Source organism: Methanosarcina sp. WWM596 (genome assembly GCF_000969965.1).
GTDB lineage: Archaea > Halobacteriota > Methanosarcinia > Methanosarcinales > Methanosarcinaceae > Methanosarcina.
In genome coordinates this window covers 1,437,631-1,463,102 of the sequence record NZ_CP009503.1, presented here as the reverse complement: position 1 = coordinate 1,463,102, position 25,472 = coordinate 1,437,631, and the positions used below count along the sequence as shown (strand labels likewise).

The window sequence follows — 25,472 nt, the reverse complement described above, 5'->3', positions numbered from 1 at the left end:
GCTTCGAGGGGCCTTAAACTCCTCTTTTTTCCCTGTACATTTCAATTGCTTTCCTGACTCTTTCTTCTTCGAGCTTTCCTGTGGTAGAGGCTGTCTCAAAGAACCTTTTCGGGAGAGTGAGGTCTTCGAACCTGAAACCAAATTTCTTCTTTAATTCATACTTTTTCCTGAAGATGTCCTTCCCAAGTTCTTTGAGTTCTTCTTCGGTTCTTTCTATCCCTATACATTTAAGAGCCTGAACCATATTTTCGTATGTATAGACGTTTCTGGCAAAGAGGCAGGCAACCATACAGTTCAGGATACTGCGGCGATCTTCTTCATCGATTATGTAATCAACAATTTTCTCATCAGAAATCGGCTGGTTGAATGCTTTCTGGTCTGCGGAATAGCCTGCATTATCCAGGTGAGAGTGCCGGAAGCCTACAGTAAGTCCCAGGATGTTTCCAAGCCCTGTATGATAGCCCGGAATCTCCAGCCCGCCTAGCTGGATCGCGAATTCCTTGCCTCCGTACTTTTTAGAGGCATAATCTACCCCTTTTCCGAGAGCTGAATAGAATTCGTTAGGGGCCTGGACTACAAGGTCTATTGCCCGAAGGTACGCTGCTTTGTCTCCCCAGGAAAGTTTGAGCCCCAGAGTCTCTTCAGTGGAAATTTTCCCACGCTGCTGCATCTCAGTTGCCCAGGCAAGCACTACTCCCATGCTGATTATATCTACCCCGGCTTTTTCGCATAAGTCGATAAGTTCAAGTACGGCTTCGGGATCTGCAACTTCCAGATTTGAGCCAAGTGCATAGATTAGTTCAAAGTCGTAGGAAACGTTAAGGGTTTCATATTCGTGGGCTTTTGAGAATGGGCGCTTTAGCATGGCTACGTGAACGCAGCCTATGGGACATCCGGCACAGGACACCCGCCGGATCAGGTATTTCTCCGCAAAATTCTCCCCTGAGATATTTTCTACACCCTCAATGCAGGTTGCCTGCAGGTTCCGGGTTGGAAGACCTTTGAGTTCGTTTAAGACCAGGATGTTTTCGCTCGTGCCAAGGTTGTGGTACTTTTCCATCAACCCTGTTTTGACGATTGTTTCGTAAAGCGTTTTGCACATCTTTTTGTAGGCATCGTGCTCAGGACTTTTAATTTCTCTGTTTCCTGCAACTAATATCGCCTTAAGTTTCTTTGCCCCGAAGACTGTACCGAGCCCGAGGCGCCCAAAGTGCCTGTAGGTGTCAACGTTTACACTTGCATATGTGATTCCTTTCTCTCCTGCAGGACCTATCCGGACAATGCTGCGCCTTCCAGCTCCAGGCTCTACCCTGCGGAGGACCTGCCCCACATCAATTGCAGAAGAGAGGTTCCAGATGGAAGATGCGTCCCTGAAAGTAACCTTATCATCGTGTACCGTCACATACACAGGATACCTAGAAGAACCTTTGATAACGATTGTTTCGTAACCGGAATAACGCAGGGACATGGCCAGGTGCCCTCCTGCATAAGACTCTCCGAGTTCCCCGTTAAGGGGAGAGCGGAACAGTGCAACGGTTTTTGTACAGGTAGGGTACACGCCAGAGAGAGGGCCTGTGCTGAAAATTATCGGCATTTCGGGGTCAAGAGGGTCTGTTCCTTCTTTATATTCTTCGAGCATTAGGTTCGTGGCAACTCCTACGCCTCCAAGGTACTTTTCATAGAGGTCCGACCTCTCCTCAATGTGATAACTCAGATTGGTCAGGTCAATGTAAAGTACGTTTCTAAGACCTGGAATAGCGTACTGCTCTGTTGTCATTTTTCCTCCTCAGGCTCTTTTACCCCTGGATCTTTTTTCCCATAAAGCTCTTTATGGGAGGCAGTAGGGCTTTCAGAACTTGTATCTTCAACCGGGCTCGTATCCTTAACTTTTAATTCTCCGCTGTCTTCGACCTCAATCATTTCAAGTACATCATGCGGGCAGAATTTTGTGCAGACCCCACAGTGCTTGCAGATTACTGCTTTTTTTTCCGCATCCAGATGAATTGCCCCAACTATGCAGGCTTCGATACAGTTTCCACAGCCGTCGCAGATTTCTTTATTGAAATTGACTCCTCCCCCTTTCCTTTTGGTCAGCGCGCCAACAGGGCAGGCCCTCATACACGGAGGGTCAACACAGGCATGGCAGACAATTTGAACATAAGAGGTTTCGATTCCGCCGCGGGTCTGGATGTTAATTCTGCTGTTTTTCAAAGATATGGTATCGTACCAGGTCCTTGCACAGGCCATCATACAGGAATAGCAGCCTATGCACCGGGCCGGGTTTGCAACTTTTAACCTTTTTGCCATTGCTTTCCCACTCTGGATTCCCTTTCCTGGATTCCCTTTCCTGGATTCCCTTTCCTGGATTCCTTTTTACGAAAAATAGGCTCCCCCGGTTTATATAATGTAGCATTGGAATGCAGCAGCAATCGAACCCCGGATTTATTGAGAATTTAAAAAATGGCAAGATTTCCGGTATGAGAGGTCTTATGTAATATATTAAGGGTGCATTGAAAAACCATTCCTTGAATGTAAATCGAAAAGACTTTATTGTTGGATCACATAAATAGGATAGTGGATTCCGGTTTGTTGAATCTCAAACAAATAGTTATCGGAGATATTTGGTCTGGAAGATTCGTATGCAACAAGATGAAATGATACAGCACAACAAAATGATACAGCACAACAAAATGATACAGCACAACAAAATGATGCAGCAAAACGAAATGATAATTGGCATTTTCAGTGTACTGTTTATTTTGTTAGCACTAATCAGCTTGTACTGGATCTGACCTCAAAACCCTATGGGTAAGGGATGAGAGTCCAGAAGGAAGCGAGAATCCAATATATCAGAAGGAGAAAAGCTTTCTTCCGGGTATGCTGAATTTTGTTTCCCGTGAAGCTCAGATGCAAAGAATCGTTGTAGATGCTGAACCTGGTATTTTCTTTATGGTTCCAATCGTTGCCCGAAGTTCATCCTGGGCCTCAGGAAGTCCAGAGTTACCAGGATATTCCCAGTGGGTCTTAAAGGTTGATAACTGTTCCAGCTTATTAGCCGGCCCGGCAGAGGACGTTGTAGAAAAATGGCCCTGGCTCAAAACAGCGGAACATAACTCATCATATACTTTATACTAGGCCCGAAAAAAACCCCGAGAAGAAGACGTTGTGGTAAGAGGGGTTTGGAAAGCCTGGGAAAAGGTATAAAGACAGGAAGTGTCGGGAGTGTGAACCCGCAAAAGAGTAATCGTGTAGAGACCCTGAACGATGAGGGAGACGAAAAAGGAATTTCAGTTCCTCGATTGTGGGGTCACTTTTTTTGGACATATCATTTCCAGATATCATTTCCAGATATCATTTCCAGATATCATTTCCAGATATCATTTCTAGATATCATTTCCAGATATCATTTCCAGATATCATTTCCAGATATCATTTCCAGATATCATTTCCAGATATCATTTCCAGACAAAAATAGTTCAGGCTCTCAAAGCTAAAAAAATAGCTTATTTTAATCCTGTAAATAAGAGGATAATGTAAAAAAAGTTCATCCATGTGCATAAATAGAAAGCTATTTATCCTCATTTTACATAATTAATACTGTAAATTATGATTTTTATAATTATAAATTCACTATCGTAGATATTTGACACATTTTTATATGGAAGGTTCCCCATGCAGCAGAACAATGTGATAGTTGGCACGTATGGTTTACTGTTTATGTTAGTTCTGATTATCGCCATGTTTTTGTTATAACACTAACTTCTCATGGCGTTTTAACGACGATTTCCGGCCTGTCCTGAAACCGACAAAGAGAAACGAGATGGCCTGATATTTTTTGGGGCCTCAATCTGAAAGTACGTATTTGTCTGAAAGTACGTATTTGTCTGAAAGTACGTATTTGTCTGAAAGCACGTATTTGTCTGAAAGTACGTATTAAATCTCCCTGCGGATCGAATCCCTGGAAAACTTCTGCTGAAGAAGTGGTCGAAAAGAAGGAGCTATTAGAATCTATTCAAGGTCCTTTTCAAAATAATATTAGGATGTTTCTGTTTTCCTGATGTCTGTTCTTGATGTCTGTTCTTGATGTCTGTTCTTGATGTCTGTTCTTGATGTCTGTTCTTGATGTCTGTTCTTGATGTCTGTTCTTGATGTCTGTTCTTGATGTCTGTTCTTGATGTCTGTTCTTGATGTCTGTTCTTGATGTCTGTTCTTGATGTCTGTTCTTGATGTCTGTTCTTGATGTCTGTTCTTGATGTCTGTTCTTGATGTCTGTTCTTGATGCCTGTCCCCAATTTTGTATACTTATCTTCCACTGAGACCCCCTATGCAAAATTAGTTCACGAAGTTGTCCAGCAACCTGAACATTAATTGTCTGGATACTTTAAGGAGATAATCCCTTTCCAGCAGTTCATGTTCTTTCTGGATATATTTTCCCTCAACGATTTCGTCCCTGCAGTTTTCAATTACATTTCTGATCGTCTGGTTGCTCATTTCCAGATGAAATTGCAACCCGATTACCCTATTTTCAGAAATGAACCCCTGGTTTTTGCAGGCTTCGCTTTCAAAGAACCTCTTTGCCCTTCCCAGCAGGTTAAATGTGTCCCCATACCAGTGAAACGCCATGAATTCGTCAGGGATTCCTTCGAGGAGAGGAATTTTGAATTTGTCTTCTTTTCCCGCAGATACCGGAAACCACCCTATCTCCTTGTAATTATTCGTGAACTACCCGCCCTGCTTTCTGATGAAAGCGAGGACGGAGCTTCCTTCGAGTGATTACATCACTTCGAGTGATTACGTCACTTCGAGTGATTACGTCACCTGGATATTTGCAGTGATTCAAGTATGATTCAAGTATCCATCTGTAATCCTGTTTGTCGAAGATTATCAGAAAATTTCTGATAGCCTGTCCACAAAGCATTCTGTGATAAGAATCGCTTCATGATGTTGATAGCACTATTTCTATCTCTATTAATAACGTTTCCACAATCACATTTCATAATTCTTTCCCAAAGATTCATAATTCTTTCCCAAAGAGGCATGTCGTGTCTTTTTCCACAGACACAGCACTCCTTTGATGTATAAGCTTCATCAATTCTTGTTACTTTTTTACCTGTAAGCTCTGCTTTGTAGGTCAAGAATTCGATGAAACGAGAAAGATATCCTTGATTCTGAGTTGATCTATTCTGAGAACGTTTTCTTTTTCCAGTTACTTTCTTTGATTGAGCCATACGTGCAGTCTATTCCACCTATTGCTTCCTTTTTTACAATGATCTTTTCTGGATTTGATTGTATCTATTTTTGTATTCCAGTATTGATCTGAACGTGGTGTTTTAACTTCAAAGAATTTTCCTTGAGTGTTTACTGCTGTTACTGTTTTCGTGATTCCTAAGTCTATTGTTTGATACAAATCGTTATCAATATACTCGGTTGTGAGGTTTTCTTCATATGTAATTGATACAAAGAAATTTCCTCTACCCTTGTATGGATCATCATTGTAGATTTGATATATTTTGGAATATCAAGCGAAGGTTTTGCTGAGAATAATAAGTGAAAATGGTCTTTGTCACACTCTATATTCAGCACTTCAACATCGAATGTTTCGCTTATGTTATGGATTTTAGTTTTTAGAAAATCAACAACTAGAGGGTTCGTTAGAGCTTTTCTCCTATATTTCACACACTGAACGAAATGATAATGGAGTGAATACACAGAATGGCTCCTACGATCTAGTTTTTACTACATAGTTATCACTATATCGAGTTAACTATAAATATAAATAATTATGCTACTGTTGTTTTGTAGAAGTTGACGGTTTTCATCCCCCACCTGTCGCTTACGCTCCGAGGAAGGGGACTTCCCGCCTTAGAGTCAAATTTGACATGCTGGATGAAGTGGATTTTCACGTTGGATTCCTTCTACAAGGTAAATTTATTCCGTTACTAAATATGCTATAAAAATAACGGTATTATACTTCAGCTTTCCACCTTGAGTTCTGCTGTACTGACATAGTATCTTTTCTTCCAAAAATGAAGATTTTGATAATCTTTATCATGTGGACTATTAACTATAAATACTATTTTTTTCTCTATACTATCTGCAGATAGAAAGAAGAAATTAGAGACAACTTTGTTGGATCATAAATTACATATAAAATAATTTCGCACATACCCCATATTAAAAGTACTTCGTTAAGTTTCAGAACATAACTTTTGTTAAGATATGTTCAACACATGTCAACTACTCGCTAAATCTAAAGATTTAACAGGTTTCCTGCTGAGGGTTTACGAACTGCATTTAACTGAAAACTTGATTCGCTAGAATAAATAGAGGTAGTTTAGGGAATGAAGAAATATGATGTAATTGTTGTCGGGGCTGGCGTAAGCGGGCTTCTGGCTGCGCTGACGCTTTCCAAGCATGGAAAGAAAGTCCTTGTTCTTGAGAAAGAACGATATCTTGGGGGAAACTGCAACAGCTACATGGTAGATGGATATCAGGTGGATACAGGAGCACATGCAATAACCCATCTGATTGAAGGCCCCCTTCCGAGACTGATTAATAATTACTTTGATTTCCTGCCTGTATTTGAGGACTACGGGCACTACTATGTCAGGACTGAAAATGCTTTTACCAAAGTCCCTTCGAACCTGAAAGACTTCGTGACTTTTGATGTGCTTCCGAGAAAGGACAGGCTTATCCTTTCACAGGCCCTTACGAAAGCCCTTACGCTTTCATCTTTTGGAATAGATCTCTCGGACCAGTCGGTTTATGATTTTCTTCCCAGAAATCTTTGCAAAGACACATATGACTTTGTGGACACGATCTCAGGTTTTCTTTCGGGGAAGTCAATGAAAGAGACCTCTGCTCAGCGCATTCTTTCTGGCAGCAGTTTTGTCAGGGATAGCATTACGCAGGAACAGTTTGATGCCATGATCGGAAAAATCGAGCCGAAAAAACGTCAGTCTACCGAGTCCATTCTCTCTTCGATCCTTCCATACCATCTACATGCTTCCCTGCAGGCCCGCGTGGACAGAGTCGCCCAGCCCTTCACATCCCTTGAAAGGCTTGCTACAAACAAGGTAAATTATTCCCAGGGATACCCTAGAAAAGGGTTGAAAGCCCTGCTGAATGCCATCCTGTACTCTCTTCCCGACACAGTAGAAATAAAAAAGGAGTGCGAAGTAAAAAGCATCCTGGTGCAGAATGGAAAGATCTCAGGGGTGGAAGCTGATGAAATCTATCCAGCCGATCTTGTTATTTATACAGGCTTTGCAACCGAGCTCCCAAGGCTTGTAAAGGAACTACCACCGGCTTATAAAGAAGAACTTAAAGGAATCGTGCATACAAAAAGCTTGACCATCTGGCTTGGCTTGAAGGAAGAACTCCCTGAGTTCAACTATACAGGTTCTGAGATCTGGTTTAAAGACTTTGCCTACTGGGCAATGCCCATAAGCAACTATGACCCTTCCCTCGCCCCGAAGGACAGACAACTGGTAGGTTTTTCCTTCGTAATAGACGCAGATCAGACTGAAGAGCACGAACTCAAGAGAGCCTATGACACTATTTTCCGTGCCCTCCCAAATATCGAAAAATACATCGACATGCAACACGAACAGATTATGGTCCCCGAAAAAGCTGCAGTCACAATTAACGGAAAATTTGCGGATATCCGGACTCCTGTCAAAAATCTCTACATTGCAGGCACAGATACGGATAAACGCAGCATGGGAATTACCAGAGCATCGTACTCGATAATCGAGCTTTTAAAAATACTCAATGAGGATGGGAATCTCCATTAAACATAAAATTTAAATTAAAAATTGATATACTCTGTTTTTCCTTTATTGATCCTTTCTGATTTCAGCAAAACTTATACGGGCAACCAGCCTAATGATGTAAAAAAGAATTGAAAAGAACTTCCGGATCAAGAGGGGATCAAGAATAAATTTAATCTCATAATTCCAGTCTCTGGTGGTTGGTAAAAATGCCTTCTGAAAAAATACCTGAAAAAGGCTCGATTTCTGGTTTTGAGCCTCCCTGGTTTTATGCAGCTGAAGAAAGCAGCCTAAAAGAAGGAGAGCTTCTTCATGTTGAACCAGGGGGAAGAAATGTGCTTCTCCTTAAAGCGGAGGGACAGATCCATGCTTTCACAAATATCTGCCCTCACGCCCGATGTCCTATGGATAGGGGCAGGCTGGAGGAATTCACTCTCACGTGTCTCTGTCACGGCAGAAGATTTGACGTAAGAACAGGGAAATGTCTGAACGACTCACTGGAACTGAAGCGGTATGAGTGGAAACTTGAGGGAGATAAAATAGGGGTAAAAATCGAAGAATAACCGTATACCTGATCTTTTCTCTCTTAATTAAGGGTTTGCTAAATGGATTGTGTATAATTTTTCATGCAGGAGGGAGCGAAATCAGTAGCATTTCGGGGAATAAGGGGATTTTGAGCCTTGTATTCGGACTGATCAGTGTAATTTTTTCTCTCACATTCTGGCTTGGGATAGGGAACTTATTCCTTACATCCTTTGCAATACCCTTTGCACTTGCAGGTATCATCCTCGCCAGATCCTGCCTGAAACAGGGTCAGGACGCAACCGCAAAGGCAGGACTTACAGTTAGCGTGTTTGGTTTTCTGCTAAACATCGTGGCATTCATTGTGTTTATTTTCTTATTCAGGTGAGGCAAGGCAATCAAATTCAAATTTTTTTCCTTTTCGTTGCAAAACATCTCTTATTTTACGGTTTTTTTTGCCCGGGCCCCAAATAGCCCTTAACAACAAAATATATATAATTAATAGCCTCCTCTTTACTTCGTTACTCAGAAAAGGCTTGTAATTCCTTTTTTTCATTAATGCCATAATTTACAGTTATCCCCACTAAAAGTACAGCTAAAAAACAGTACTTTTGGACAGAATTCCTCGTATATCTGTGCAAAGTTTGGTTCATATTTACTGAGAATGCCATAAATTTCATTTTCAGTTGGTACAGAACTGATTTTTAAAAAATTTCTCAAGCTATCCCTTTCTTTTAATTCTCTGATAGAATAGGAAATTTCACAGGAAAAAAACATGCTCAGTAGTACGATTTTAATATATCGCCAAAAGCGGATTTTACGTCATTTTCAATAAAATTTACGGTTTTTTAAGGCTCTAATTAGATTTTAGATCAAAAATAAAATGTACTTTTTTTGGGAGAACTGTTATCTGGTTTAATTAGCAGAAAAAAAAATGGAAAATAAGTTTCAGTTAAATAGTAAGTTTAAGAGGGCCCTAATAATTAAACCTTAAATTTCCCCTTTTTCAAAAGACAATTATATAAAAGAGATCAGTTTGTTGACAAAATTATATATATAATAAAGAGGTAACAGGATTCCGTTTGCCAGTAGGTAGAAAAAGATCTCTTTACCGGACAAAAAAATAGAAAGAAGTGATGATGGGATGACAAATACCAAGATTTTTGAAAAGCTAACCAGCGCGATCGTAACTCAAAACATCACAGGCATTGCACAGTTAACCCAGGAAGCCCTGGCTGCAGGAATTCCCGCAATTGACATTATCACAAAGGGCCTTTCCGTTGGAATGAAGATTATCGGGGACAAGTTCGAAGCCGCCGAGATTTACCTACCCCAGATCATGATGTCTGCAAAAGCAATGAGCGTTGCAATGGAAATCCTCACTCCTGAACTTGAGAAAACCAAAGTGGAAGGAGAGGAAACCGGACTTGCAATCACCTTTGTTGCAGAAGGAGACATCCACGACATCGGGCACCGCCTTGTTTCCACCATGCTCGGAGCAAATGGATTTGAGATCCTTGACCTCGGAACCGATGTCCTTAATGAAACCGTTGTAGAAGAGGCTGCAAAACACAAAGGACAAAAGGTCCTGCTTGTTGGCTCAGCCCTCATGACCACCTCCATGCTCGGCCAGAAAGATCTCATGGACAGACTCAGAGAAGAAAACCTCAAAGACAGTGTAAAATGCATGTTCGGAGGAGCCCCCGTATCCAGGAAATGGATCGAGGAAATCGGAGCGGATGCAACTGCAGAAAATGCTGCAGAAGCTGCAAAGATAGCCCTTGAAGTTATGAAATAATCCTGGGAGGCAAAAGAACATGACGTTCAGAAAATCATTTGATTGCTACGAATTTTACGACAGAGCAAAAGTAGGAGAAAAGTGCACTCAGGACGACTGGGACCTTATGAAAATCCCCATGAAGGCAATGGAGCTCAAGCAGAAGTACGGGCTTGACTTCAAGGGAGAGTTTGTTCCAACAGACAAGGACATGATGGAAAAGCTCTTCAAGGCAGGATTTGACATGCTTCTTGAGTGTGGTATCTACTGTACCGACACCCACAGGATCGTAAAGTACACTGAAGATGAAATCTGGAACGCAATCAACAACGTCCAGAAGGAATTCACTCTCGGGACCGGCAGGGATGCAGTCCGCGTTTCCAAGAGAGAAGTCGGCGACAAGAAGAAGCCAATCGTCCAGGGCGGACCCACTGGTTCTCCTATTTCAGAAGAGGTCTTCATGCCTGTCCACATGAGCTACGCTCTGGAAAAGGAAGTAGATACGATTGTAGACGGTGTCATGACCTCTATCCGCGGGAAAGCCCCTATTCCAAAAAGCCCCTATGAAATCCTGGCAGCAAAGACGGAAACCAGGCTTATAAAACAGGCATGCGCAATGGCAGGCCGCCCGGGAATGGGCATATAGGGCCCGGAGACTTCCCTGTCTGCTCAGGGAAATATATCCTCTGACTGCGTTGGTGGTCAGATAAGCTCGGATAGCCACGAAGTCTCACAGCTCAACGAACTCAAGATCGACCTTGATGCAATCTCTGTAATTGCCCACTACAATGCAAACAGTGATATCATCATGGATGAGCAGATGCCTATCTTCGGAGGATATGCAGGCGGGATTGAAGAAACCACAATAGTCGACGTTGCAACCCACATCAATGCCTTTGTCATGAGCAATGCAAGCTGGCACCTTGACGGTCCTGTCCACATCCGCTGGGGCTCCACCAACACAAGGGAAACTCTTACTATTGCAGGCTGGGCATGTGCAACCATTTCCGAGTTCACAAATATGCTCTCAGGTAATCAGTATTACCCATGTGCAGGACCATGTACCGAAATGTGCCTACTCGAAGCCTCTGCTCAGTCCATTACTGACACCGCATCAGGACGCGAAATCCTATCAGGTGTCGCAGCTGCAAAAGGTGTCGTAACCGACAAGACCACAGGTATGGAAGCCAGAATGATGGGAGAAGTTGCAAGGGCAACCGCTGGAATGGAAATCGCAGAGGTGAATAAGGTTCTAGACAAGCTCGTGCCACTCTATGAGAAGAACTACGCAAGCGCTCCGGCAGGAAAGACCTTCCAGGAATGCTACGACGTAAAGACCATCACCCCAACTGAAGAATACGTCCAGGTATACAACTCTGCAAGAAAGCAGCTCGAAGACCTCGGACTTGTATTCTAAGCCGAAAGTTCAAGTACTTGATCTTTAAGCAATTCAGGTCCTGGAGTTCTATTCCCGGATCGGTTTTTTTTTCTTACGGCCCAGTCATTTATCCCGAAACATTTTTTTTCTAAATCAAATTGCGTGCGGCCACCCCAACCTAAAGGATGGGGTATGCTGATGGGCCGCCCGCCCGGTTATTCTGGTACTTAGAAATCGTCAATTTTCCGTTGCCTAGACTTTAATCTATATGATTGAACCTCTGTTTTCGGTTTTCCCTGCGACTCCTTAATGTAGTGCTTGATTGTGTCAGCGGTTACATTTCCAACGGATCGATAGAATTTACCACTTGACCATAGACTTCCACCCCAATATCGTGTTCTCAGTTCAGGATGAAGCTTGAACAATCTGTAAGAACTACCTCCTTTCAAGTATTGAACCACCTCTGATAGAGAGGTGCTTGGGTGGAATTCCAGGAACAGGTGAACATGATTATCTACAACTTCCAGAGCATGGATTTTGTAGCCTTTCTCTGTGCAAATATTGTGGAATATAGACTCGCAATCCTTTTTAACTCGTTTATTGTAGAATATCTTGTATCGATACTTAGGCACCAACACGATGTGGTAGGTAATCTGACCATAGCCATGGCTAAAACTGCGCAATTCCAACGCTTATCACATCCTAGCCATAGGTAGCTGGAACCACCTGTGGCTATGGTGTCAAAAAACCTCATTTTACAAAAAAACGATGATTGATACAGTTTAAGCGAATACAAAACAGCCAGCGAGGGTTCACTTCATCCCCGACCTGAAGGTCAGGGTATTCGTGACCCTCTGCACTCCCATAGTAATAAACATATTTAGAGAAAAATGACACACAAATTTGGATTAAAAAGAAACACAGTTAAATCTTCAAGCTTTAACAGACAAATTAAGAGAATAGTTGCTCACGAGTCAACATTAGGAACGGACAGGAAGAAGGAATGAAACCTATCCTTCTAGAGTAATCGTTTCGATTCTCATGTGTGTGAAATGAGGTTTCGATTTACCCGCAAGCAACCGGTATCATATTACCGTATATTACTATTTATATCTATCCACATAGAGTGATTGGCTCATTTTAACATATACCTTATAAATATCCAACAGGATCAAACAATTTTCTTCTTTTCATTAAAGAAAAAGAGGAGGAATTCTTCAGATTACTTATCTCTTTCATAACAAAGCTAATATCCCCACGTATCCATATTTAACTAAGATAGAATCTGGGGGTATGAAGGATTCTACCACTTGATGAAGACGAGGCGTTAGGGATAGGGTTGGCTTCGGTAGATGAAAAAGACGAAGCCAGTATAGTTGAGATTCTTTCCCACCTGTCAGAACTTGCAATAAAATACGCAAAAGAAGGACTGGAAAGTGATACTAGAAGATTAATCGAACATATAAAAGAGATAGGAATAGCATCAGCTCTCGCTGGATTGGAAATGGTTGTTACAAATGCTCTTCTTCTTTATTCCCCGATTGCAAAAGAGGCTTGCAGGCAGGGGATGGAAAACGCCGTTGTCAATATCGCACTTGCTATTGGTGAAATTGGAAAAGCGGCAGGAGGGCAGAAAATGGAGTTTCCCGCAAGAATTGCAGCTTCCTGCCTTGGGGAGATGGGAAATACTGCAGCCTTTACAAGAACCAGAAAAGAAACAATAGCAATCATTTTCGCTCTTGGGGAGATTGGAAAAAGCGTAACAAATCAAAGCCTTGGGGATGCCGCAAATTGTACAGTGACTTTACTAGGAGAAACGGGGAAAATTGCGGCAAGCCATAACTTCGAAGATGCAGCATTAAACGCCGAACTTCTGTTGCAGGAAATAGGGACTGGAGCAATTGAGAAGAATCTGAAAGAAACTGCTGATACCAGTGCCCGTTTACTTGGGGATATTGGGAAGGCTGCCGATAGGCAGGGACTTGAAAGAGCCCTATTCCAAGCAGCTTATTCCCTTGAAACCATCAAGTTTGATGCCCAGGACCGCTATCTTGTGAGCGCATCTATAATAGCCGAAGTAGCCCTCATGCATTTTGACAATTTAGGTCTCGAAAAACTGGAAGAAAAATTGAACAAAAATTTGAGAAGAAAGAGAAAGTTTCCTGATATTGATTGATGAGTTTTTTCGAGTCCTTTAAAGGAACCGTCCGGGCACAAACTCATTTGAGTGCCTGAACTACGCAGCACCTTCTTCTATAAGGAAGAGGCCTGAATACCGGCAAGACTGTCTGATATCCAGATGTTTTTTCCGGATGTAAGAAAACTGGGGTAATCCAAATGTCCATTTTAAACGAAGCCAGGGCAATAGACCTTGGCTTAAGCTCGGTTAAGGGAAATGATGAACTGGGTGTACTGAGGTCCATAGATTTTTTAACAGAGCAGGGAACGAAATACATAAATAAAGGGCTTGAACCCGATGCAAAAAGGGCTATAATCAGCATAAGAGACATTGGAAATGCAGCTGCCGTTCAAAAAATGGAACTTGGGGTTTTAATTACCCTCATTTCTCTGGGAAGGATGGCTGAGGCTGCAAGAGAACAGAAAATGTCCGATACAGGTTTCAGTATTATTTACTCTCTCTGTGCAATCGGAAAATCCGCAGTTGGACAGGAGATGGAAACCGCAGTCAAGATTGCAGTTGCTTACCTCGGGGAGATTGCAAACTCTGCGTCCCTTTGCAAACTGAAAAGAGAATCTCTTGTATCTTCTCTTGCAATAGGAGCCATAGGAAAAGAAACATCAAGGCAAAAAATCGCCAAGGTTCCGGAGAACGAAGGTCTTCTTTCTCCTGCATCAGGCATAATTCAGTCTCTACCTCAGGGCAAGGATGAGCAATTTTTCTCTGATGAACTTCAGAGTACTATGGGTTTCCTTATGGAGAACGGGGAAGAGAACTGTCCTCCCCGGCATATGCCTGTTTTTTTTGAACATCCGTTTCCCAATACCGATTTTAGAAATTTTGAAAATGTGGTTATAAAGGCTGCTGATGCACTTGGAACGATAATGCTTGAGCCAAAAGAAAAGTTTCTGGTAAGTTATATGCTTGTAGCAAAACTTTCTATTGAAACCTTTAACGGCTCTGAGTACATACACGAAGCCGAATCTTTTGAATGAGTAAGTTCGACTGAACAGGCCCAAGCCTTAAGTTATATTTTTTCACTTTTTACGCTAAGATCTGTTTTCCTGAAACTTTGAAGGCGGCTTTTTATTTGGCATGAAAAGGTACTGTTCAGTTTCACCAACAGCCTCAAACCTCGGAAGTCTCATAAAGAAGTATCTCTATTACAAAATAGCAACACTAATAATCTCCTAATTTCATAGAATAAGTCAGGAAATATCATCCTGTATATTAAGTAGAGGGGCAAAAAGAATGATCACATTAAACGAGGCAGAGGCAGTCGACATAGGTTTGTCTTCAGTTGAGGGAAAAAATGAAAACGAAGTTTTCCAGGCTCTGGATTCCCTTACAGGGATTGCAGAAGGTTTCCTCTCTGAAAATGAAGAGGCAGATGCCAGGAGGGTTATCCTCTCAATCTCGGATATCGCACAGGCAGCTGCACAGGAGAAAATGGAACTTGTCACGATCAACTCAGTCCTTGCCTTCGGGAAACTGGCAAGAATAGCAGCAAAAAAAGGATACGGGTCTATTCTGAACAGGACGATAGTAGAAACAGGGAAGCTAGGGAGAACGGCAGCTTCAAGTTCACTTGAAGCAGGTTCGAAGGTAGCTGCTACTACCATGATGGAAATCTGGAACCATTCCTCTCCTGAGAAGAAAGATCAGGAAGAAATGGTTGCCTTTTCCCTGCTCTTAAGGGATATCGGGTCTGCTGCTGCAGTGCAGGGTATGGAAGAAGCTTTACTTAACGCAATAAACTGCCTTGGAGAGGTTGGGAAAAAGGTAGCCTCAGAAAGCCTTGAGGCCGAAACTATCAGCACCCTTCTGCTGCTTGAGGAAATAGGTAATCTTGCTGCAGAAAAATACTTTGATGAGGCACTGAGTTCAGTAGCCCTTTCGATTGAAGATGCAGGCAAGCTTTCCTTTAAGAATAAGCTTCATGAGGCTGTACTCCAGAGCCAGTGGGCACTTGAAACCTTAAAAATACAAGCTGAAGAAAAAGCCCTTATCAATTCTCCTATTGTTACGGAAATGGCTCTTGACAGTTTTAAATTCCCGGGAGTCAGGGAAACCGGTGAAAGCATCGGGAAACTTCAGGAGATAAAGGAGCTGCAGAAAAAGGTTTATTCAAGCCTATAAGCAGAAAAGCCCCTTAAACACTATTTTTTTCGTAACTATTCAGCCTGGGAGAAACAACATCAATAACCATCTGTATTAAGATTCAATAAGCAAATTTCTGAGAATTGATTTTATTTGATTGATGGCTGTTGGTTGCATTTTTTCAATTTTCATTGGTTAGTAATCAGACATATCAGTTTCATTAAAATCGATATCAATCAACTGATTTTGGCAGACTGAATAGTTACTTTTTTTCTTTTCTTTTTGACTGATTTTTGACTGATTTCATATGCGATTTTATAGGAAGAAGTGTAAAACCCATGAAATCTTACTTTCATGGAATATAAGCGTCAACGTTTTAACGTTCTACTGGTATTGATTCCGCAAACTTATATTTATTTTGAAGTCTATTACTCTATGCTGATTTCCGAAGAGAAAACCAAGCAAGGATTGAGGTATTTTGCTGTCACCACAATGCGATTCTCGCAAGTTGGTTAACAGGGCAAACTTCACGACCAGATCACCCGAAAGGTTCGGGGTAGTGCCAGAGAAAACTGGAACCCGAAAGGAGACTCAATTCAAACTGTTTCATCTGTGGGAAACAGGGTAGAACCTGCATGACCTGTCGCCATTAGGCAAAGGGATGACTCATGAAGCCCGTAAAATCTTTAGATTTAGCGGGTAGTTCACATATTTTTAAACCAGATGTCTTTTTAAACCGATAAGTGGTAATTTTTCTACTATCTATCTATTTTTCCGCCCTGTTTTTAAATATATGAATAATTGTCAGTAAAATACGAAAAAGTAATAACCTGTGAGATCATAAATTATAATAACGGCTTAAAAATGGAGGCTAAATTTGCTTTAAATAGAAGAGATCCCTCTGCTTGAACCCGTGCTTGAGGTGATTAAGGCTCAAAAAGAGGTACATCTTCTCTGGATCAAGAAATGAACTGGGTGAGCTTGAAATGAGATATTTTGCAGGTCAGTTCCCGCAGAAGGCAACATGCGGGAAAATTGAGTGCATAAGATCCCTTGGGCTGGCTGCGGCTGAGATAAATATGACAGCTGGAGTTATTAATGCAGCAGCTTCCCTTGGGCTTATCGGGCAGGAAGCGGCAAGAAATGGAATTAGTGATGCGGTGCTGGAGACCGCTCTTGCTCTTAAAGCTCTGGGAGAAAAAGCAACTGACATGGAAACTCTTTTTTCTCTTCGGCTGATAGCTGTCTCCCTGAAAGAAGTGGGAAAAGAAGCTGTAAGGCAGGGAATGGAACAGGAAGCTATTACAAGCCAGTTTTGTTTAAAAGAACTCCATGATTTTTGCATAGACTCAGAAAATGAATTTAAAGACTTCAATGAAGATTTTTTTTCTTTAATCGGGGATATTGGAAGGTGCGCTGTAGATGCAGGTCTTGAAAAAGCTGCAATAAATGCCGCAGCCCTTATGGAAGATTTCTAATTTAACTATGGACGAAGCTGAGATTATATATGAGACTTTTTAATAGTTTCTGGGATCACAAAAATTAACCATCGATTTCACTAGCAAGTGACTGCAATCAATCAAAAACCCAGAAAATAAAAAAAGTATCAGAAATACGCAGGGAAGATAGCTCTGGGATTCATTTGGGATATCCGCGCGCTGACAATGGACACGCTTGATGAGACTTCGGGTGAATTCCGAAGGCTGATCGTATCCGCATCTCTGATTGCGATCCGCATGTCACGCTTTTAATTGTGATTCATATCTGGAGACACTTTTCTGCGTTAACACTCTTGAGGGAGATATCCCTGAGTGTGGAACACCTTTCAAGTCTTACAGGATAATGGATTGAGATTCCCTTTAGACATTGGCAGCGGGCCACCGCTTCCGGGCTGCGAGATCTGGTACTGGAAAAGGGTTTTTAGATTAAGCTGTGTTGTCGGCTTGTTGTAGAAGCTGCAAATGATTGCAAAAAAAAGAATTTCATTTTTTCTCTCCTTTAACTTACGCGGTTAAACTGAGTTATGATAACCTTCCCATCCTTCTCATGCTTTATTTTGTTCATTAAGTGCGTAAACCAAAATAATCTTTTCAGGTTTTCACATCTTTAATTCTGGTTGCCATAGTTTGATTCCCTGTATTATTCCTTGTATTGAATATTCAAAACCTGTCGAACTTCCGAGGATCGTCTTGGTGCTTTTGAGGCTTCATTCTTTTTTAGAGACCAGGATTTCAGGCGGCAGGAAAATCGAGACTATTATGCCAAAGATTACGAAAATCACCAGCCCCCAGAGAGAAGTTTTTATCCCCTGAATGCGGGCGATTTCGTTGATCCTCAGGATTTCCTGTGCAAGATCAGGAGGGGCATCTTTCAGGACAGCCTGCAATTCCTCATTGCTCAAAAAACGGGCATTATCCTCTACTGCTGATGTCACGGAGGGCTTTAGATCCTCTGGAATAACGGTACTGTCATTGATGAGGGGAATGGATCCCCCTACCAGGCCCGCAATGATGATGGAGCCCATCAGGGCAGTCCCGATAGCCATGCCGAGGTTTTGGGAAGTGCTCATCAGGGCAGCTGTCTCGCTTGTCCTTTCAGGAACTACCTGGGAAAGGACGAGATTCATTATCTGGGATGCTATAACTCCTGCACCTATGCCTATTAAGGCAAACCCGATAATCAGACCGAGCCCACTTACCTCCACATTAATGGTTGCAGTAACAAGAAAAAGTCCTGCAATAAGTACGAGTAACCCAACCTGGATGATGCGCTTTGGAGCTATGCGAGAAGATAATCGAGATGCTATAAGCGAAGCAATTAAAAGCGGTATGGAAAGGGGTAGGTAGATAAAACCTGTCTGCATCGCGTTGAGGCCCAGGGCGATCTGCAGGAAAAGTGCCATACTGAACAGGAAACCTCCAATAAGAAGGGTCTGAACCATCTGGACAAAAATACCAGAAGTAACCCCGCGGTCCCTGAGCACGTCGAGCCTTACGAGTGGCATCTTCCCCAGAGTAATGACATGACGTTCCCAGAGGACAAAAATCAGCAGGATAATGCCTCCTGCTAAAATAAACACTGGGGTAGGAGAAAGACCGAACGGGGAAATTTCAATCCCTCCTATGGAAAAGGGCTGACGTGCCTTCCACCAGCCGTAGGTCCCTGCCAGTAATACGCCAAAAACAATAAACCCCATCCCGAATGCAGAAAGTATCGAACCAACTATATCCAGCCTTGGTTTCTCTCCAGTCTCAAGAGATGCGTCCAGAATATACCGGCTTAAAAACAGGACAAAGACCACAACCACCACCTCTCCGGCAAAAGCAAACCTCCAGGTGTACGCAGTTGTCAGCCAGCCTCCTATAATAGGCCCGAGGGCAATTGCGCCTGCAACAATTCCCCCTATTATCCCATAAGCAAGGGCACGATCCTTCCCGCTGTAGTTTGAAGTCACGAGCGTCTGGATGGCAGGCATAACAAGAGTTGCCCCAAACCCTTCAAGAATCGACCAGCCTAAAAACAGTACAACTATTGTCGGGCTAATTGAAGTCAGGAGTGAACCCACCCCATATATAATCAGTCCGAGCCTGAATGCCCTTTTTCTCCCGATAATATCTCCAATTTTTCCCCCGGTGATCATCAGGGAAGCCATAATGAGTGCATACAGGGTAATGGCAGCCTGGACGGTGGTGACGTCCGTATTGAAGTCACTGATAAGTGTCGAAATCGAAACATTCATAATAGTCGTATCGATAACAAGCACAAACATTGCAAGCGAGAGTGCAACAAGTACAATCTTCTTTTCCACAGTAACCACTTCAGAATTGGAATAATAAGGGCAACCTGATAGCACCCTTGAAAAGATGCTTCTTCATAGTAGTTTTACCCGAAAAAATCGGCAGATCTACTATCAACCACTATCAACCACTATCAACCGGTAGATTTACTATTGTTACTCACCGACTAAGATCTTCTTCATACCGCGATGAGCCTCGGCAAAAAGGAAGAAAATGAAATCCGAAGCTCTTTTCCATTTTTTGGGAGCATTATCATTTACTACCAGTAGAATATGTTTAATCATGCCCGAATGCCCCTCTCACCCCCGGCAACATGACATAGATGAGAATAAGGGAATTCAGAATAACTGAAACGTTAATGTCATACCATGAACCTCCGGTAACCAGCAACACAAAATCCACGCACAGATTAAATACCGCAATAACAGCCAGAAACATCCAAGCCTGCGGATCTACCTGCCAGAGCATCTGAGCCAGCCACATCCATATGTAGGCAAGCAGGCCGTACAATAGTGCATACCAGAGGTTAAAAATGCGGATGTTCAGAGACCCCAGAAAGGGTAAAAATCCAAGAAACCGGAGCATTACAATAGCGTTTAAAAACGCCAGAACTACAGCCGCTAGGGCCAGAATAGTAACACCTATAGGTCTTTCCATAATCAAATCTCCTTCTTATTTTCCTCAAAATTCGGCATCAGGTTCGCATTTTTAGTCCTCCGATGACTGCCCCCATTCCCCCGACAATAAGGAAAAATCCGAATATCCACGGGAGAAACAGGGCTCCTGCCAGAGAGTTTGTCAGCAGGAGTATGCCGAGGATTATGGTCAGGACACCAAGGATTCCCATCCCCCATCCTCCACCTTTAAGTCCCCAGGCAAGTTTTACAGCACCGGTGATTATAGCCCATACCCCTATGAAAATAACAAAAAGTGTGAGAACTACGAAAGGGCTGAGAAGAGGGTACGTCATTATAACGATTCCTGCAATAATGCCCAGGATACCTGAAAGCAATTTCCACAACCTGCTTCCCGAGAACATTAATGCTCCTAAGACGGAAAGAATTCCGCCCGCCACCCAGAAAATACCCAGGACCTGTAAGAGAAATATAGTTGTTACTGCAGGTCTGTATAACAGAAATAAACCAACAATAATAGCGATAGCCCCTTCCAGAAGAACTACCCACCAGGGTGCCTCCAGTATTTCATACCCTACCTCGCTATCAGCATTAATTGGTTGTTCAATAACCTCAATTGGTTGTTCCATAAATCCATCTCCCCAATATATTTAGTACCTCAACCGAGACTTTTCACTACCAGAATACAGTTGTGGGCACAGCTAAAGAGACATCATTTATCCTGAGCACGGAACTTCCTGTTGGAACTTCCTGTTTCCGGATAATTTCCAGAACACTCAGGAATAGCCAGAGTCAAAGAGAAGAACGCCTCCCCTCTCAACAAAGAAGAGCAATTTCTTCATTCCGGGTAGTCAATTGATGAACTTCACACCTGTACAGCTTACCCTCATTAATCCCAGGTGACCTCATTGTGAAAGGTGCTGATTGAGTTTGTCTTTTCCATCATTGAAAACCCCGCCGTGACGCAGGCTGAAATAAACTATTCATTTATCACTGCAGAATATAAAGACAAGATTTTTTAGGGATCTCAAGTTCAGTGTTAATTTCAAGACCAATTTCAGTATCAAGATTAATCCCCCTCTCCCCCCTCTTCATATCCACCTGATGATGAAGCAGTGATATGGATATTTATATACAAATGAATAGATATAAAATAACTTATTATTAATTCTCAAAGAAGACTCTTTTACCCGGAACTCCTTCAGCTTGCCGGGAGGTCCTTCAAAAAAAGGAAAAAGAATCAAAACAAAATTGAAAAAAGAATCAAAACAAAATTGAAAAAAGAATCAAAACAAAATTGAAAAAAGAATCAAAACAAAATTGAAAAAAGAATCAAAACAAAATTGAAAAATAAAAGAGTTTGAAGTTAAGTATTTTCAACCTGAACCTCTTCTCGCGAACCCCGTACAAAATTCTTTTTTCCCATAGCTTCAGGGTCATTTCCGTTCTCATAGTTGCATGCCGGAGGAATCCTGAGTTTCAGCCTCGAAGAAGTAGTATTTTTCGTCTTCCCCGGTCATCGTCGTTTCAAAGGAAGTCCAGGATTCTTCATGGAATCTTTCCAGGACAATAGTGGAGATATCTACGTTATTTTCTTCAATCCAGGCTTTTGAAACTCTGAATTTTACACCCGATCTATCGATATTTTCAGAGGTTTCAAACTCTTCACTGTCTTCCAGGGGATTCAGGTTCTGGGAAAGTTCAGTAATCAAAGAGATCTCAAATCCATTGGAGAGATCGCTATCCATTTTACTAGCGGCGTCTGAACTTCAAGATTATTGTCTGCAACTATGGTATTTTCCGAGCTGGAAACATAAATGCCTGCATCATAATTGTGTAAAGAGCCCGTAAATAGAATTGGAATCTGCGGTATTGTTCTCTATGGTATTTTCACTGGCATTTTCAAAAAGGAAACCGTACTCTATATTTGAATCCGCACTGTTGTTTATTAGTTTCCCATCCCTGGAATTCAGGAGGTACATTCCTATGTAGTTATTTGCAAGTGTGTTTTTTTCAAGAAGGAAAGTGCTGGTATTAGAAAGGACAATTCCCAAATAGTTAGTTTTCAGGTCAAGGTCGCAGACAGTCACATTCTGGCAGTCAATACAGAAAACCACCCCTGCCCCGGAAGAAGCATTTATTTCCAGGTCGCTTTTCCCAACAACATAATAGACACACTTGCCGTCAACGTTATTGCTCGCATCAATATCGTTTAAGGAAATAAAGTCTGTAATTACCAAATTATATTCATTGTGCCCCATCTCGTTAAAGCGAAGTTTATTATCCCCGGACCCTTTGAGAACGATTCCGCAATTATTTAAAATAGCAATGTTCCGGTAGAGCATATTGTTATCGGAATAATACAAATAGATCCCTGTGTCGAAGTTCGAAATTGCGTAGTTTGCCTGCACTGAACTGACTGTTAGAGGAGCAGCACCCAAAGTAACAGTCCTTACAAAAGCAGCTTCCGGAGCTACATCCCTATCAGTAAACGCTTTTATGCAGGCGTTTGAATTTTCAAGGACAGAAGAGAGGTCCACCCAGCTCAGACCGTCAGAACTGACATAGCTTTCCCCGGCATTGGAAGAAACCTGACTGCTGTAGTCCTCCACCGGGCATTCCAGAGCAACGGGATATCCCTATTCTGGAGCACTTAGCCCGAACACCACTGAAAAATTCTGCCCTTCTTCAAGTGAAACTCTCTGGTCCAGCCGGACTGTATGCTAACCTGCATAAGTAAATGTTCCATTTCCGTATGCTTTTGGGTCCTCAGGGTTTACAGGTCCGGAAACCGGATCGGTATAAATACACCGGCATACCCGAAACTGCTGACCCAGCCCAGGGGATCATACTGGTATATGGAATCGCAGTCACCGAGATTCTCTGCGGTGTAAATGGTATTATCCTTGCCTATTTTCGAATCATAATAGGAGACGTAGAAATAACCTTCTTCTCCCCAGTCAGATCCTCAGGAGTTCTTTACAATAAAGGCGCCGTCTCCCGGAGCAGCCAGATATAATTTATTTCTGTCAAAGGAATCGTCCCAGCCGACAATAGCAACCAGGTGGTTCAAAAAATCCTGGCCGGAATAGTAATAGCTGTTGTTATCAGGATCAAAATAGCTAAGATCCACATATATTGAAGAGGCAAATGCCCCGTATTCCTTTAGAGCTCACTTGATGTTATCGTTGTCCAGAGCCCCCTGCCTGACCGGAATAAATAATATCTCCTGCACATGCTTTACTGCCGGAAGCCTTTGGGAGAGATGCTGGAATGGGGACCATAAGGATCATCCGTTTCAGCAACATGTCCACTCCAGCGAGCAAGGTAAGATACGGACATCAGAGTCGTTCCACCTTCATAAGAATCGAAGGAATCGGGGTAACAGGGTGTGAGCAGATTTTTCATATTGTTTTCGGAGAAATCTCCCTCAAGTGGTCTCTCAAATAGTCAATCAGCAGACTTGTTTTCACAATTTATCGGCATTTTTAACAGGTACCTCCCTGTAAAAGGAAATGAAAACGCTCAGGCGTTTAAGAAAAAAATCAGACCTGGATGATGGGGAAAATCCCGGACATGCTGGCTTGAAATCTGCCTGGGAACCGAATGAAACATAAAAATTGCATACGACAGCCCAAAAATGAAAAAATTTATAGGGATAAAACAGTGAGGTGTATAAATAAATTCCGAAATTTTTGCGCAGTGATTTAAGAAAAACCCGGCTAAAAAAATAATTCAAAAATCCTGGAATATTTGGGTAAGGAGGAAACCAGGAAATGGCATGTAACATGCTTTGAGGATTGGGGAGTAAAAGAGTGCAGAGGCAAAGACGTAAAACATATAAGCCCCACACCCCAGAGGATCAGTAATGAATCCGACAAAGAGCCGGGACATTCCCCTTTATATCTACCATGCCGGGCAGTGTGACCCGAAAAAATGCACAGGAAAAAAGATGGCGCGCTTTGAGCTTGCCCGCCTTTACGACAGGATCTCAAGGCTGCCCCATTCAGCGATTTTGCTGGACCCTATGGCAGAAAAAGCCCTCTCACCAGCTGATGACCCTAAGAAGGGAATAATTGTGCTTGACTGCTCCTGGGAAGAAGTGGAAAGGGTTTTTCCTGAACTGGAAAAGATGAACCTGGAACACAGGGCTCTTCCTTACATGCTTGCGGGCAATCCGGTGAACTTTGGAAGGCCTTTTAAACTCAACTCTGCAGAGGCCTTTGCAGCAACCCTTTACATATTAGGATACAAAGAGCAGGCTGAAAAAGTCATGTCCAAGTTTAACTGGGGGCACAGCTTCCTTGAACTGAACAGAGAACCGCTTGAAGAATATGCAACCGCAAAAAACAGCACTGAAATTGTGGAAATGCAGAGCCATTACATCTGAAGGCGGCTACATTTAGAGAAAAACAATAAGATAAATCCAATTGGAGAAAACCAATTAGAGAAAAACAATAAGATAAATCCAATTGGAGAAAACCAATTAGAGAAAACCAATAAGATAAATCCAATTAGAGAAAACCAATTAGAGAAAAACAATAAGATAAATCCAATTAGAGAAAGCAAATTATCTCGGAATCGCTCGAAGAAAGGGGCGCAACCTGACCAGATCTCAGATAAAAGGGCTAAAACGGCTAAAAGGAGTTATGTACAGTGAAACCGTCAGTAAGAAAGCAGATCGGAGTAATAGGAGCCGGGACCTGCAGCAGTGAAACCAGAGCCCTAGCAGAAGCCGTGGGAAAAGAGATTGCAAAAAAAGGAGCTGTTCTTCTCTGCGGAGGCCTGGGGGGAGTAATGGAAGCAGCAGCCTGTGGAGCAAAAAAGGAAGAAGGAATAACCCTGGGAATTTTGCCCGGAACACTGCGGGAGGAGGCTAATCCCTGGATAGATATAGCCATTCTCAGCGGAATGGGGCATGCCAGAAACGCTCTTATATCCCAGTCCTCAGATGCTCTTATTGCGGTTTCCGGGGAATATGGTACTCTTTCAGAAATAGCTTTCGGCCTGAAGATGGGAAAGCCTGTGGTATTGCTTGAGTCCGGATGGAAAATAGAAGGCACGGAGAACGCAAAAAACCCACAGGAGGCTGTAGAGCTTGCTTTTAGACTCATTGAAGAAGGGAAAGAAAAATAGAGAAAAGGTAGAGAGAAGAGGTAGAGAAAAAAGGTATGAAAACTTTAAGTAAAAATTATGAGTAAAAGAGTCAGGTAAAAAGGAAAAAACAGGTAAATAAGGAATCCCTGAACCTGATTATAGTTACGGATGGCAAAATATTTAGAAATTTGATCCATAAATTTATATTACAAAAG

24 protein-coding genes and 2 pseudogenes are annotated in these 25,472 nt (G+C 42.3%); 12 read left to right on the top strand and 14 right to left on the bottom strand.

Annotated features, from left to right (window positions below; translation table 11 throughout):
- Positions 1-13: 13 nt before the first annotated feature.
- The 3 genes from MSWHS_RS06515 to MSWHS_RS20870 form a co-directional block, all read right to left on the bottom strand.
- Positions 14-1,777: an aldehyde ferredoxin oxidoreductase family protein gene (locus MSWHS_RS06515; protein ID WP_048126980.1), complete on the bottom strand. Its 1,764-nt coding sequence runs from the start codon at positions 1,775-1,777 to the stop codon at positions 14-16.
- Positions 1,774-2,307, bottom strand: a complete 534-nt coding sequence (locus tag MSWHS_RS06510) for a 4Fe-4S binding protein (protein WP_048158867.1) — start codon at positions 2,305-2,307, stop codon at positions 1,774-1,776. The genes MSWHS_RS06515 and MSWHS_RS06510 overlap by 4 nt, the downstream gene beginning before the upstream one ends.
- Positions 2,308-4,332: 2,025 nt before the next feature.
- Entirely contained in the window at positions 4,333-4,491 is a 159-nt protein-coding gene (locus MSWHS_RS20870; RefSeq protein ID WP_197074034.1) for a hypothetical protein, read from the bottom strand.
- A gap of 6 nt (positions 4,492-4,497) precedes the next feature.
- On the opposite strand from MSWHS_RS20870, the gene MSWHS_RS20865 reads away from it, so the two are divergent.
- On the top strand, positions 4,498-4,773 hold the full coding sequence (locus MSWHS_RS20865; RefSeq protein WP_197074033.1) for a hypothetical protein: 276 nt from the start codon (positions 4,498-4,500) through the stop codon (positions 4,771-4,773).
- 74 nt (positions 4,774-4,847) lie between these two features.
- Here MSWHS_RS20865 and MSWHS_RS21300 read toward each other — a convergent pair whose 3' ends face one another.
- The gene (locus tag MSWHS_RS21300) at positions 4,848-5,228 is read right to left on the bottom strand and encodes a zinc ribbon domain-containing protein (RefSeq protein WP_052722625.1); all 381 of its coding nucleotides are present in this window, start codon (positions 5,226-5,228) and stop codon (positions 4,848-4,850) included.
- 163 nt (positions 5,229-5,391) lie between these two features.
- Complete coding sequence (locus MSWHS_RS21295; RefSeq protein ID WP_231585712.1) at positions 5,392-5,676, bottom strand: transposase; 285 nt, start codon at positions 5,674-5,676, stop codon at positions 5,392-5,394.
- A 665-nt stretch (positions 5,677-6,341) separates the two neighbouring features.
- Here MSWHS_RS21295 and MSWHS_RS06480 point away from each other — a divergent pair.
- The 3 genes from MSWHS_RS06480 to MSWHS_RS06470 all read left to right on the top strand — a co-directional run bounded on the left by MSWHS_RS06480 (position 6,342) and on the right by MSWHS_RS06470 (position 8,682).
- Positions 6,342-7,796: an NAD(P)/FAD-dependent oxidoreductase gene (locus tag MSWHS_RS06480; protein WP_048126974.1), complete on the top strand. Its 1,455-nt coding sequence runs from the start codon at positions 6,342-6,344 to the stop codon at positions 7,794-7,796.
- Between the two features lie 185 nt (positions 7,797-7,981).
- Positions 7,982-8,335 (top strand): Rieske (2Fe-2S) protein, encoded by a 354-nt coding sequence (locus tag MSWHS_RS06475; protein ID WP_048158865.1) that lies wholly within the window; start codon positions 7,982-7,984, stop codon positions 8,333-8,335.
- 110 nt (positions 8,336-8,445) lie between these two features.
- Complete coding sequence (locus MSWHS_RS06470; protein WP_156148085.1) at positions 8,446-8,682, top strand: hypothetical protein; 237 nt, start codon at positions 8,446-8,448, stop codon at positions 8,680-8,682.
- On the opposite strand, the gene MSWHS_RS06465 is transcribed toward MSWHS_RS06470, so the two are convergent.
- Both MSWHS_RS06465 and MSWHS_RS20075 read right to left on the bottom strand, forming a co-directional pair.
- On the bottom strand, positions 8,671-8,859 hold the full coding sequence (locus tag MSWHS_RS06465; RefSeq protein ID WP_048126968.1) for a hypothetical protein: 189 nt from the start codon (positions 8,857-8,859) through the stop codon (positions 8,671-8,673). The genes MSWHS_RS06470 and MSWHS_RS06465 overlap by 12 nt on opposite strands.
- Before the next feature lie 44 nt (positions 8,860-8,903).
- Positions 8,904-9,092 (bottom strand): annotated as a pseudogene (locus MSWHS_RS20075) (IS5/IS1182 family transposase); the annotation flags it as partial.
- Between the two features lie 346 nt (positions 9,093-9,438).
- Between MSWHS_RS20075 and MSWHS_RS06460 the strand changes: the two are divergent.
- Positions 9,439-10,092 (top strand): methyltransferase cognate corrinoid protein, encoded by a 654-nt coding sequence (locus MSWHS_RS06460; protein ID WP_048126966.1) that lies wholly within the window; start codon positions 9,439-9,441, stop codon positions 10,090-10,092.
- A 19-nt stretch (positions 10,093-10,111) separates the two neighbouring features.
- Positions 10,112-11,488 (top strand): annotated as a pseudogene (locus MSWHS_RS19075) (monomethylamine:corrinoid methyltransferase).
- A gap of 188 nt (positions 11,489-11,676) precedes the next feature.
- On the opposite strand, the gene tnpA reads toward MSWHS_RS19075, so the two are convergent.
- Positions 11,677-12,138, bottom strand: a complete 462-nt coding sequence (gene tnpA, locus MSWHS_RS19070) for an IS200/IS605 family transposase (protein ID WP_082088120.1) — start codon at positions 12,136-12,138, stop codon at positions 11,677-11,679.
- A 650-nt stretch (positions 12,139-12,788) separates the two neighbouring features.
- Between tnpA and MSWHS_RS06440 the strand changes: the two genes are divergently transcribed.
- The 4 genes from MSWHS_RS06440 (at position 12,789) to MSWHS_RS06425 (ending at position 17,206) form a co-directional block, all read left to right on the top strand.
- Positions 12,789-13,625, top strand: coding sequence for a hypothetical protein (locus MSWHS_RS06440; RefSeq protein WP_082088042.1), 837 nt, complete (start codon positions 12,789-12,791; stop codon positions 13,623-13,625).
- Between the two features lie 161 nt (positions 13,626-13,786).
- Complete coding sequence (locus tag MSWHS_RS06435; protein WP_048126958.1) at positions 13,787-14,623, top strand: hypothetical protein; 837 nt, start codon at positions 13,787-13,789, stop codon at positions 14,621-14,623.
- Positions 14,624-14,879: 256 nt separating this feature from the next.
- On the top strand, positions 14,880-15,767 hold the full coding sequence (locus MSWHS_RS06430; protein ID WP_048126955.1) for a hypothetical protein: 888 nt from the start codon (positions 14,880-14,882) through the stop codon (positions 15,765-15,767).
- A gap of 947 nt (positions 15,768-16,714) precedes the next feature.
- On the top strand, positions 16,715-17,206 hold the full coding sequence (locus MSWHS_RS06425; protein ID WP_048126953.1) for a hypothetical protein: 492 nt from the start codon (positions 16,715-16,717) through the stop codon (positions 17,204-17,206).
- A gap of 728 nt (positions 17,207-17,934) precedes the next feature.
- Here MSWHS_RS06425 and MSWHS_RS06420 read toward each other — a convergent pair.
- The 6 genes from MSWHS_RS06420 to MSWHS_RS21285 all read right to left on the bottom strand — a co-directional run bounded on the left by MSWHS_RS06420 (position 17,935) and on the right by MSWHS_RS21285 (position 23,293).
- Positions 17,935-19,536: an MFS transporter gene (locus tag MSWHS_RS06420; RefSeq protein WP_052722620.1), complete on the bottom strand. Its 1,602-nt coding sequence runs from the start codon at positions 19,534-19,536 to the stop codon at positions 17,935-17,937.
- A 265-nt stretch (positions 19,537-19,801) separates the two neighbouring features.
- Positions 19,802-20,182: a hypothetical protein gene (locus MSWHS_RS06415; protein ID WP_048126951.1), complete on the bottom strand. Its 381-nt coding sequence runs from the start codon at positions 20,180-20,182 to the stop codon at positions 19,802-19,804.
- Between the two features lie 37 nt (positions 20,183-20,219).
- Complete coding sequence (locus MSWHS_RS06410) at positions 20,220-20,789, bottom strand: HdeD family acid-resistance protein (protein WP_231585615.1); 570 nt, start codon at positions 20,787-20,789, stop codon at positions 20,220-20,222.
- Positions 20,790-21,608: 819 nt separating this feature from the next.
- The gene (locus tag MSWHS_RS06405; RefSeq protein ID WP_048126950.1) at positions 21,609-21,908 is read right to left on the bottom strand and encodes a PGF-pre-PGF domain-containing protein; all 300 of its coding nucleotides are present in this window, start codon (positions 21,906-21,908) and stop codon (positions 21,609-21,611) included.
- Positions 21,909-21,986: 78 nt separating this feature from the next.
- Positions 21,987-22,772, bottom strand: a complete 786-nt coding sequence (locus MSWHS_RS21290; protein ID WP_052722618.1) for a NosD domain-containing protein — start codon at positions 22,770-22,772, stop codon at positions 21,987-21,989.
- Between the two features lie 356 nt (positions 22,773-23,128).
- Positions 23,129-23,293, bottom strand: a complete 165-nt coding sequence (locus MSWHS_RS21285; RefSeq protein ID WP_231585614.1) for a hypothetical protein — start codon at positions 23,291-23,293, stop codon at positions 23,129-23,131.
- Positions 23,294-24,028: 735 nt separating this feature from the next.
- On the opposite strand from MSWHS_RS21285, the gene MSWHS_RS06395 reads away from it, so the two are divergent.
- The gene (locus MSWHS_RS06395; protein ID WP_048126948.1) at positions 24,029-24,550 is read left to right on the top strand and encodes a DUF367 family protein; all 522 of its coding nucleotides are present in this window, start codon (positions 24,029-24,031) and stop codon (positions 24,548-24,550) included.
- A 266-nt stretch (positions 24,551-24,816) separates the two neighbouring features.
- Positions 24,817-25,296, top strand: a complete 480-nt coding sequence (locus tag MSWHS_RS06390; RefSeq protein WP_048126947.1) for a TIGR00725 family protein — start codon at positions 24,817-24,819, stop codon at positions 25,294-25,296.
- Positions 25,297-25,472: the final 176 nt, after the last annotated feature.

Excerpts from the sequence above, each read along its gene's own strand:
- MSWHS_RS06475 (WP_048158865.1), top strand. The coding sequence starts at position 7,982 with ATGCCTTCTGAAAAAATACCTGAAAAAGGCTCGATTTCTGGTTTTGAG.
- MSWHS_RS06425 (WP_048126953.1), top strand. The coding sequence starts at position 16,715 with ATGAGATATTTTGCAGGTCAGTTCCCGCAGAAGGCAACATGCGGGAAA.
- MSWHS_RS06435 (WP_048126958.1), top strand. The coding sequence starts at position 13,787 with ATGTCCATTTTAAACGAAGCCAGGGCAATAGACCTTGGCTTAAGCTCG.
- MSWHS_RS06510 (WP_048158867.1), bottom strand. The coding sequence starts at position 2,307 with ATGGCAAAAAGGTTAAAAGTTGCAAACCCGGCCCGGTGCATAGGCTGC.
- MSWHS_RS06415 (WP_048126951.1), bottom strand. The coding sequence starts at position 20,182 with ATGGAAAGACCTATAGGTGTTACTATTCTGGCCCTAGCGGCTGTAGTT.
- MSWHS_RS06430 (WP_048126955.1), top strand. The coding sequence starts at position 14,880 with ATGATCACATTAAACGAGGCAGAGGCAGTCGACATAGGTTTGTCTTCA.
- MSWHS_RS06460 (WP_048126966.1), top strand. The coding sequence starts at position 9,439 with ATGACAAATACCAAGATTTTTGAAAAGCTAACCAGCGCGATCGTAACT.
- MSWHS_RS06465 (WP_048126968.1), bottom strand. The coding sequence starts at position 8,859 with ATGGCATTAATGAAAAAAAGGAATTACAAGCCTTTTCTGAGTAACGAA.
- MSWHS_RS21300 (WP_052722625.1), bottom strand. The coding sequence starts at position 5,228 with ATGGCTCAATCAAAGAAAGTAACTGGAAAAAGAAAACGTTCTCAGAAT.
- MSWHS_RS20870 (WP_197074034.1), bottom strand. The coding sequence starts at position 4,491 with ATGAGCAACCAGACGATCAGAAATGTAATTGAAAACTGCAGGGACGAA.
- MSWHS_RS06410 (WP_231585615.1), bottom strand. The coding sequence starts at position 20,789 with ATGGAACAACCAATTGAGGTTATTGAACAACCAATTAATGCTGATAGC.
- MSWHS_RS20865 (WP_197074033.1), top strand. The coding sequence starts at position 4,498 with ATGAAATTGCAACCCGATTACCCTATTTTCAGAAATGAACCCCTGGTT.
- MSWHS_RS06405 (WP_048126950.1), bottom strand. The coding sequence starts at position 21,908 with ATGGATAGCGATCTCTCCAATGGATTTGAGATCTCTTTGATTACTGAA.
- MSWHS_RS06395 (WP_048126948.1), top strand. The coding sequence starts at position 24,029 with ATGAATCCGACAAAGAGCCGGGACATTCCCCTTTATATCTACCATGCC.
- MSWHS_RS06515 (WP_048126980.1), bottom strand. The coding sequence starts at position 1,777 with ATGACAACAGAGCAGTACGCTATTCCAGGTCTTAGAAACGTACTTTAC.
- MSWHS_RS06480 (WP_048126974.1), top strand. The coding sequence starts at position 6,342 with ATGAAGAAATATGATGTAATTGTTGTCGGGGCTGGCGTAAGCGGGCTT.